An 8474-nucleotide genomic window follows, 5' to 3' on the forward strand; every position below is an offset into this window, starting at 1 on the left:
TACACTCTCCTAATTGCTTTTTCTTATTTTAACAACATTTTCCGTTAGACCATTTATCACTTCAAATGATAATGTATCTCTTGGATTTGGTAAATTAGAATCAATTTCTGTAGTGACTTTTATTCTAAGGTTAGGATATGTGTCAGTTAGTTGCTTGAATATTCCCCTCTTATCATAATCAACTTCATCAAACAGGCCCTTCGTACATTTATTACAAACTCCATTTGGATTAGATTGATGGATAAAAAGCGTACCCACAACTTCTTCGGGAGACATTCCGGATTTCTTCACCGCTGATTCAAATTCTGCAATAGTACCTTCTTCTGCGTGATCCATGAACTGCGCATGCCCTCTTACAGACCTGCTATAAGGTGCTCTAATTTCACGTTCAGGGAATACTTCATCTAGTGTAGATAAGCCCGCCTCTTTCCTTACTTTCGGTGATCCACCTTCAAATGTTAAGTCTTCTAACCCTTTTACATCTGTTTTTCCTACAGCAATAGTCTGGGTTTCTGGAACGCCCCATTTCTTACGTAAGTGCTCTAGTTCTGATTTCCCTATAACTCCCGGAGGCACTACAGATTGTTTAATCTCCGACCCAATACTTGCATTAGCATTGTTAATTACTTGACTGGAACCTTGGAAGGATCCAACACTTGTATTACCCGTTCCATTCTTGCTCATAACTGGACCCACATTACCCGTAATATTATTCCGTACTGACAAGTGCTCTGCACCAGCAGCCATCTGCAGCTCCTGAACTTTATCCTGTTCCTTAACAGCCCATTGACTATTGCGAAGTCTATTAGCCGTCTGTCTATTAGCATAATCAGCTAAACTAACAACATTATCCGCTTGACCAGCGGCACTATCCACATTAGATGTTCCCGCCAGTCTATCTGCAGGTATTTTCAGTTCAATAACATTGTCAGCTTGCTGTACCGCCGTATTGGTTCTATTCACTTTGCTCGCTGACTGCCCTACGTCAATCACTCTGCTTGTCGTCCGTGCTGCACCACCAAAGCTGGTCACCGCATTCCCTATAGGCAGAACATCAAGCGGCGCAAGTAAACCCCTCGTCCATCGTTCCGAAGTGTCTAGCTCTCTTCCGGAAGCCCAGTCCTGACCAGAAATAGCACTTCCCATTTCCACCGTCGCATAAGCAGCTCCTAATACAGCACCAGCTGGCGGACATACAACGGTTACGCCAACAATGAAGACGAGTGCTGCTATATTCACCCAAAATTCCTTTGTAAACTGCCCGTCCTCAATCGATTCATATTCAAAAGCTCGCGTATTAACGGCAGCAGTGCGATAATCTTCGTAGCTGATGTCTTCATCCGGGTTCTGTACTTTCCATTCCTCAAAAGAAGCCTTGATTTGATCAGCATAATAATTGTCTCCGCTCAGTATATCATCGATGGTGATTTCTGTTTTCTCTGTTTCGTATTCTTGATAGGAACCATAATAAGAGATAGGTATTGTCTCCGTTGCACCTATATGGTTCGAGGTCGTGTAGTTGGAGATGGAAGAATCTCGCACTTTTTGGACAAATGCGTCGATATCTTCATAAAAGGGCTGATCGATTGTATCTTCTACTATATCGCCGACACTTCCACTGTAATCCTCCAGGACTTTAAAGTCCTCGAACAATCGCTGGTATTTATCTTTATCGCTTGTATAAGAGAACGAGACAACTCCGTCGGAATCATACTTTGCCACCTTTTCGCTTGCTTCGTCCAAGTTGTCTGTGATGTCTTTCATCGTATCGATCATGCCTTTGCCCCAGACACCCAGGCCAATCAAGTTACGCAGACTATCTTTCGTCTTATCCCATTGGCTGCTTCGGTATTTTACATCCACATTTTACACCTCCAATGCATCGATGATTTTCAGGGCAATTGCTTCATCTGTCTCGATCATCGTGTTCAGCGTTTCAATTACCAAGGAGGAGATGCGTGCATAGTGATCCTGCAATTCCATGAATTTATCATTCGCTTCAGGATAAGCTTCAATTGCTTCCATCGCTTTTCCTTCTTGATAAAATTTCGTGTTTTTTATAGTCTCGATTGCAGGCACGGCATTCGACTGCAGATCTTCCATAATAGCCGTGAGCTGCTTATACATATCTGTGATTTCTATCGGATCAATCGTGATTTTCCCACTAGCCGCCATCTATCTTACCCCCTCTTTCTGTCGATATGGGAAGTCCAATGCATCAAATAATACCTTCATAAACCAATATTGACTTGCATGATAGTACCGCTTCTCGGTCGTATCAATCATAATCAGCTTGTCATGTTCCGAGAGGACAAGCCATTGCTGATAATGGTCCGGGTTGCTTGCGACCTGCGGCTTCACCCGGGGATGGAAAAGTTCTATATTTGCGATATCATTCGTTACACCAAGCTCGTTGATCGCTGCCCTTTCCTCAGCCGGCAGCTCTCGCCGCAGGAAATATTTTTCTTCTTCGGCAGGTTCACGATTCAGAAGCGGTACTTTCTCGCTAAGCAATTTCAGTACAAGCGGCTTGGCCATCACATAGAGTTTGTACTCCTTCTCCGCTGTCTCCACAAGAATGATCACTTCTTCCGCTTGCTTCTCCCGAAACGCGAACATAAGGTTATTGATCCGCACATATTTTTGGCTGAAGAAGTATTCATACAACGTTTTAATAATCACAGCACCCGATTTCGTCAGCTTGCCTTCCTCTGTGAAAATGCCTTTCTGAATCAAGCGTTTATGCGCCCTACTCCAAGGTTCTTCTCCCTGCAGCTGATAGATCTTTTTATCCGGCAGGCCAAATAAAGCCTCCGCATCAAACGCCGCAGCGAGTAAATAGAGCTCGGTCACATGAAAGGTATCCCTATCTGGCTGTGTCATAGGCTCCTCACTTCCTTCACCAAATTATGGTTTTGGAAATCAGATTGGTAGTTCTCTATATTATCCAGCGCTTTCTTCTGCAAAGAGGCGGCATCCTTAAGATCAGCATGATATTGAAGCAGCAGCTCCAAGTAAGCAAGGAAGCTGTCACGTGACTTTCCTTCCCAGTTGGATCCTTGCACGAGTGAAAGAAGGGCTTCTCCTTGTGCATACGTATTATCAAGTGATTCCTTCAGCTTTGCTGCAGATGATTTGGCTGTTTCCAATTCAGCTTGATTGATGATCACATCCTTCGCCATGGCTTAGTCCTCCTTCGCTTCTTCCATTGCCTTACTCTTATAATGAAGATATCGTTCGTATGCCCGATCACTCGCCGTAACGAGCTTACTGCGATATTCCTTCTCGTTATCCAAGTAATCCGTCAGTTTTTTATCAAGCCGCTCCTGTGCCGGTATGAAGTCATTACTCGGAATAGCATCCTCTGCCATACACGGCACACTACCTTTATAGGAAGAAAAATAAGACTCCGCTTCGCTTACCAGCTTGTCATGTTCTGCCTTTGCTTCTTCCAATTCGTTATACAACTTGAGGTAGTCGTCTCTTTTTGCTTCCGTATCTGTCTTGAACCATAGAAAAGCCATTTTATCAGCCCTTTCTGCCTCTGGATTCAAATTCTGAGGTTTCAGCCAATCAATAAAATACATTTATATCCACTTAACTTCATTCATTCTATTATGAATCGCACCTGTATCAACGACCTTCTCTCAAAATGCGTCAAAGCTACTAACCAGGAACATGCAGATTCAAGTCTTTTGTTATACAGAGATTGAAGTAATACAGGAAAAAAGATACAAACATCCAATTAAATAACAAAAGCCAGTGCATATGTACTTCAAAGGTACTCACTGGCATAAGTTATCTACGTTTAAACATCACAAGCAGATTCATATTCTATTATTTTACTTTTATTAATTGGAACCAATTTTTCGAACCATAAATAATACAGACAAAAAAGAGCACAACAGCCACTGCAGCCACTATTGGTGCAATCATGACACCTATGATCAAGCAGACCATGGCAGCTATAAAAAGAAGCAATGCAGTCATATTGATTCTTACCTCCACATTAGCCTCGTCAACTACCTCCAGTTCCTTACTGCCAAAGAACCACTGCTTGGCCTTCAGCTTTACAGCCTCATCATCAAGGCTGATAATCGTATCCTCATCATTGCCGAGTTTTGCAGTATGCTGCCCATCCACGTATAAAGCAACCCTAGCTAATCCACCCATCATACCTGTATTACGTTTCACATGAATCGCCATGCAGTGATCACTCCTATCCTATTGTAAAAGCATCAATAGCTTTAGCCACTGTCTGTTCGAACTTCTCGAGGGAATGCACAGCATCTTGGCTTGCCTCTACATGCTGCAGAGCCATCTGCTGATATTCTTTTATAAGACTATTCAGCGATACATTGATATCATTGATTTTCGCCTGGACATCAAGCATCTCCCGGCCGCTGCCTCTATCTAGTTTTCCAGATTGGAAATCAGTCAGGGAGTTTTGGAGATTCGTCAATTTCTGCTGAACATGATCTGCTTTTAATCTGATTTCACTCATGACTGCAGCTCCTTCTTCCTATCTGCGCGAAGTCGTTCTAATGAATTTTGTTTTGTCGCCATCTGCATCTGACATGAATCGATCTCCGCAATAAGCATGCCCTTCGCCTGCTCTAACGCTTCCAGAACTCGCTGCACCTCATTTTGAGCCACATCTTTAAAGCTAGCCGACAGCTCTCCATTACGGAAAGCATCAAATTTATCTGCAAGCTCTCCCTTCCATGTCTGCGCTGTCAAATCGATATCCTGCCAATACTTCCTGCTTTCTTCATAATCTCCTTGCAGACCTGAGATTTCCGAAATCGCACGTTCAAGGCGCTGTACTTCTTCTTGCTTTTGGAGCACTTGCCCACGCAACCCATTGATTGAACTATTCATACTGCGGATTTGACTATCTATGGAAGCTAAAGACATTCCAATCATCCTCCTTGCTTTGCATCACACCGTACAAAACTTCATCACTACTACAGTAAAGGATTCCCAGAAAAAAATCTGTAAGACTTCTGCCTTGTTTTTCCAAAATACGACCGAATTGTACTGGTAAAAAGGTTGTGAATTTATAATAGGAGACAGCTCGCACCTAGCTTCGACGCAGCTTGAATCTATCGGCGAGGGTATCTATTACAAACTCTCTTAAAAATTTCATCCATTGTTCCTCCTCCATAACTGAAGTATAAAGTCAGGACATATGATTAGTAGCCGGAATTATGGTTACTCACCATTTCCCCATCCAAAACCATTTAAATCAAAATTATGTAATTATTTGGCATATAAATCCAACAAAACGGGTATTCAGATAGCGTGAAAAGCACTGATACGAGCAAATATAACTATTTCCCTAGACACGATGAGAAAATACCCAAGGAAAAAGGTACTTAATACTCTACAAATTGGAAATTGAATTCGTTAGGGTGAAAATAACAGTTTTTATGGAAAGGAGCCCTTCCATGAGCGGAGAAATTCAAATTAACCAAGCCGAGGCTCAAAAAGGCATCCAAGAAATGAGCGATGCCCTGCAAGCATTGCAAAAACAGCTCGGCGAAACGATGGACGGTAATAAAGGCATACGCATGAGTGATGTGTACAACGAAATTAAGCAAGAATATGAAGACCTTCTCGGTCAGTTCATTTCGCTGTTTCAAGATAACGTAGCAGCTACAGAAACAGCAGTACAGGAGCTAGTCGAACTGGATCGAGAACTTGGCGATAACATTGCTTTAAAATAAACAACTGAGGAGGAAGTACGTTGAAAGAGTTCGCGGTCAAGGAAATTCACAAAGGTACAGAAACGTCCAAGATAGATCTAGACGCACTTTCCGAACAGCTATCAAACCTGCAGCAAAAAGTGAGGAATCTTTATAGCTTAGAAGAAGCTCTAAAAGGAGAAACAGGCAAGGCTATCCGATCTTTTTACAACGAAATCCATACCCCATTCATCACCTTCCTGCTTCAATCCATGGAAAATTACAAAGACAGACTGGATAAGATGAAGAGCGACGTCCAATCCTTCGAACCCAACCACCAGGGTTATATAAGTGAAGGTTTTCTAAACGACGAGCTGCACCCTGGACTTGATCAAGCTAAATCCAAGGTTGCCAGTGTCTCCGAGAACATCAATTCCGTATTATCCGGCGTGTCGGATATTACATACGTAACAAAAATCAGTTATTCCGATTTTGAAACAAGTATTGAAGACGGCAAACGTCAGATAGATGATGTCATTAAGGATCTTAGCGAACTCGACAGCAAACACGCATCAAAGCTGCAGGAAACACAAAGTGATCTGGATAAAATGAAAAAGTATCTATCCGAAATGACCACCGGATTAAGCAGTGGTTCTATATCGATCACTGACTTTGATACCGCATCCCTGCAGGATATAGATGCTTATAAGAATGTCATTCAGCAAAGTTATGGAAATGGAAATATTGAAATCACGGAGGATAATATTGAGTATCTTCCTATGGCTGCGATTGCTGCTGCAACGAAAAATGCGGAGAAAGGGATGGATGAAAGTAGTACAGTTATATTAGGACATGCTTACAAGGATTTAAAGCAAGGAAAGATTACACGTAAAAAATACCTTGATATACTAACAACAATAACGTCCTCTAAAACTCAAGCAAATAAAAACAAAACAAATGAAAATGCAAAGGAGTCTTTCTGGGAGTATATTGTTAATAACAAGGGTAAAATTCTTCAAGATACTGTCAAGGATTCTTTCCATTACACTCTTCAACAACTGGGATTTGAAACTAAGAGAATAGTTCGTTATATTCGTGAAAAAAGTGCGATTAAAGGACCGGCAGTTCCAAACACTTTCCTAATGTACGACTCTGATGTATATAAAAGTACTCAAAAGTGGTACCAAAGCGGGGATATCTTAATTAAAGGAAGTAAGATTATAGGGAAATCAGTGCCTTACTTAAGTGCTGCATATGGAGTTTACGACGATATGACCAAGAACAAGACTTTCGGAGAGGCTGTTTCTCACAACGTTGCTTCCTTAGGCGTAGGATTAGGTTCTAGTTTTATGATAGGCTTAGCTCTCACAAACCCAGGAGGCTGGGCTATTTTAGGAACAGTCGCAGCGGGAGCTGTAATCTCTACTGGCTTTAATTGGCTATACGACAACAATGTCTTTGGAATTCAAGATGGTCTAGATAAGGTAGGAAACGCAATAGATGACACGATAGACTCAGTTAAAGATACAGCAGGTAAAGTAGGAGAAGCTATTAAAGATGGTGTTGAATCTTTAAATCCAATGAATTGGGGATGGGGAAATTAATGTATGGAGAGATTAAAAGAGTCAAGGGTAATTTAAGATACAGAATACTAACTATTGATAAAGAATATTTTCTAATAGACACAGGAGCTCATCTCTGGATGAGACTATTACCCTATCTTTTTTGGATACTCCGTAATCCAGGTTATAAGATTGATAGTCAAACTGCATTTAATCTTATTTCCTCACATAAAGGCAACCCGGGTAAAGGTGTTCAATATGGCATGATAGGGGGAGGAATAGCGATATCTTTATCTGGTTCTCTCCTCCCATTAGTTGATCGAACAGGACTAGGTGGATCATTGCTAATTAATCTAGTGATAGCTGTGATATCTCTCACTTTAATAGTTATATTTTTTATTTCATTTTTAAGTAATCAAAAAAAACGCCTTAGATTAGTTATTGATTATACCGATCTACCCAAAGAGCAAATAAGAATTAGTAAACCAAATTTCAAACATATTATAAGAAGTTCTTTTGTTTACTTGTTTTCCTTATTTCTATCTGTCTTATTTTTGTCTGCGTTTGTAGTAGAAGGTAATTTGTTCATTTTAATTTGTGGATTAATAATGGTATTAATATTCTTCATGGTAAATGGACTGACCATAGACCATGGAAACTACTATATTAAAAAATAGGGGGAGTCTAAATGCTACCTATAGGTTCAATCGTCTACCTAAATGAAGGAACAAGTAAACTAATGATTTTAAACCGCGGACCTATAATTGAGCTGGACGGAGAACAAAAAATGTTTGATTACTCAGCTTGTGTTTACCCTCAGGGGCTTGTTGCTGATAGTGTCCTCTACTTTAATGAAGAGAACATTGATGAAGTAATATTTGAAGGATTTAAAGATAGTGACGAAGACCGATTCCATTCCTTATATAAGCAATGGCTTGAGGAGAACGAAATTCAAAAAGGCGTTGTTAGCGGTCCATTGAAATAAATATTAGACAAAGCATCAAGATTTCCTCTTAAATCTTGATGCTTTAATTTATTACTCTATTCTTTCGGAATACTTTTATTAACTTTCTAACAGAAATATGAAAAAAGCGAAAAAATCAGAGGGAACTCTTGGGTGATTAGGACTAGACCATGGATATAATATGATTCTTAAATAAGAGGAACTAGAATTATCTTTTTTTAGCAATTCTAGAGTGGAGTTGAGATCAATATAAATGGATAC

At 40.5% G+C, this 8474-nt stretch carries 12 protein-coding genes; 4 read left to right on the top strand and 8 right to left on the bottom strand.

Going from position 1 to position 8474, the window contains the following annotated elements; genetic code table 11:
• Window positions 1–9: 9 nt before the first annotated feature.
• The 8 genes from CHH91_RS21145 to CHH91_RS02250 all read right to left on the bottom strand — a co-directional run bounded on the left by CHH91_RS21145 (window position 10) and on the right by CHH91_RS02250 (window position 4917).
• Window positions 10–1863, bottom strand: coding sequence for a hypothetical protein (locus CHH91_RS21145; protein WP_286160665.1), 1854 nt, complete (start codon window positions 1861–1863; stop codon window positions 10–12).
• A gap of 3 nt (window positions 1864–1866) precedes the next feature.
• Window positions 1867–2175, bottom strand: coding sequence for a hypothetical protein (locus CHH91_RS02220; protein WP_095221538.1), 309 nt, complete (start codon window positions 2173–2175; stop codon window positions 1867–1869).
• Window positions 2176–2883: a DUF5081 family protein gene (locus CHH91_RS02225; protein WP_095221540.1), complete on the bottom strand. Its 708-nt coding sequence runs from the start codon at window positions 2881–2883 to the stop codon at window positions 2176–2178. It abuts the gene before it with no gap.
• Window positions 2880–3182, bottom strand: coding sequence for a WXG100 family type VII secretion target (locus CHH91_RS02230; RefSeq protein ID WP_095221542.1), 303 nt, complete (start codon window positions 3180–3182; stop codon window positions 2880–2882). The genes CHH91_RS02225 and CHH91_RS02230 overlap by 4 nt, the downstream gene beginning before the upstream one ends.
• 3 nt (window positions 3183–3185) lie before the next feature.
• Window positions 3186–3587: a chorismate synthase gene (locus tag CHH91_RS02235; protein ID WP_095221544.1), complete on the bottom strand. Its 402-nt coding sequence runs from the start codon at window positions 3585–3587 to the stop codon at window positions 3186–3188.
• A gap of 250 nt (window positions 3588–3837) precedes the next feature.
• Window positions 3838–4206, bottom strand: coding sequence for a hypothetical protein (locus CHH91_RS02240; protein ID WP_095221546.1), 369 nt, complete (start codon window positions 4204–4206; stop codon window positions 3838–3840).
• Between the two features lie 13 nt (window positions 4207–4219).
• A complete protein-coding gene (locus tag CHH91_RS02245; RefSeq protein WP_095221547.1) occupies window positions 4220–4504 on the bottom strand; it encodes a YwqI/YxiC family protein in 285 nt (94 codons plus the stop codon).
• Window positions 4501–4917: a YwqH-like family protein gene (locus CHH91_RS02250; RefSeq protein ID WP_176465630.1), complete on the bottom strand. Its 417-nt coding sequence runs from the start codon at window positions 4915–4917 to the stop codon at window positions 4501–4503. The genes CHH91_RS02245 and CHH91_RS02250 overlap by 4 nt, the downstream gene beginning before the upstream one ends.
• A gap of 533 nt (window positions 4918–5450) precedes the next feature.
• Between CHH91_RS02250 and CHH91_RS02255 the strand changes: the two genes are divergently transcribed.
• From CHH91_RS02255 to CHH91_RS02270, 4 genes are read left to right on the top strand one after another with little or no spacing between them, the layout of a single operon-like run.
• The gene (locus tag CHH91_RS02255) at window positions 5451–5729 is read left to right on the top strand and encodes a YwqI/YxiC family protein (RefSeq protein ID WP_095221550.1); all 279 of its coding nucleotides are present in this window, start codon (window positions 5451–5453) and stop codon (window positions 5727–5729) included.
• 20 nt (window positions 5730–5749) lie between these two features.
• Window positions 5750–7291 (top strand): LXG domain-containing protein, encoded by a 1542-nt coding sequence (locus CHH91_RS02260; RefSeq protein WP_095221552.1) that lies wholly within the window; start codon window positions 5750–5752, stop codon window positions 7289–7291.
• Entirely contained in the window at window positions 7291–7926 is a 636-nt protein-coding gene (locus CHH91_RS02265) for a DUF443 family protein (protein ID WP_176465631.1), read from the top strand. Before CHH91_RS02260 ends, CHH91_RS02265 begins: the two co-directional genes overlap by 1 nt.
• Window positions 7927–7937: 11 nt before the next feature.
• Window positions 7938–8234 carry a DUF4176 domain-containing protein gene (locus tag CHH91_RS02270; RefSeq protein WP_095221556.1) on the top strand — a complete coding sequence of 99 codons (297 nt, stop codon included), beginning with the start codon at window positions 7938–7940 and terminating at the stop codon, window positions 8232–8234.
• Window positions 8235–8474: the final 240 nt, after the last annotated feature.

Origin of the sequence: Virgibacillus sp. 7505 (genome assembly GCF_002272135.1) — a bacterium.
Classification (GTDB): domain Bacteria; phylum Bacillota; class Bacilli; order Bacillales; family Amphibacillaceae; genus Terribacillus.

What these genes read in the sequence shown, in the direction of transcription:
- CHH91_RS02265 (WP_176465631.1), top strand. Translation starts at nt 7,291, where the DNA reads ATGTATGGAGAGATTAAAAGAGTCAAGGGTAATTTAAGATACAGAATA.
- CHH91_RS02235 (WP_095221544.1), bottom strand. Translation starts at nt 3,587, where the DNA reads ATGTATTTTATTGATTGGCTGAAACCTCAGAATTTGAATCCAGAGGCA.
- CHH91_RS02270 (WP_095221556.1), top strand. Translation starts at nt 7,938, where the DNA reads ATGCTACCTATAGGTTCAATCGTCTACCTAAATGAAGGAACAAGTAAA.
- CHH91_RS02240 (WP_095221546.1), bottom strand. Translation starts at nt 4,206, where the DNA reads ATGGCGATTCATGTGAAACGTAATACAGGTATGATGGGTGGATTAGCT.
- CHH91_RS02225 (WP_095221540.1), bottom strand. Translation starts at nt 2,883, where the DNA reads ATGACACAGCCAGATAGGGATACCTTTCATGTGACCGAGCTCTATTTA.
- CHH91_RS02220 (WP_095221538.1), bottom strand. Translation starts at nt 2,175, where the DNA reads ATGGCGGCTAGTGGGAAAATCACGATTGATCCGATAGAAATCACAGAT.
- CHH91_RS02245 (WP_095221547.1), bottom strand. Translation starts at nt 4,504, where the DNA reads ATGAGTGAAATCAGATTAAAAGCAGATCATGTTCAGCAGAAATTGACG.
- CHH91_RS02255 (WP_095221550.1), top strand. Translation starts at nt 5,451, where the DNA reads ATGAGCGGAGAAATTCAAATTAACCAAGCCGAGGCTCAAAAAGGCATC.
- CHH91_RS02250 (WP_176465630.1), bottom strand. Translation starts at nt 4,917, where the DNA reads ATGTCTTTAGCTTCCATAGATAGTCAAATCCGCAGTATGAATAGTTCA.
- CHH91_RS02230 (WP_095221542.1), bottom strand. Translation starts at nt 3,182, where the DNA reads ATGGCGAAGGATGTGATCATCAATCAAGCTGAATTGGAAACAGCCAAA.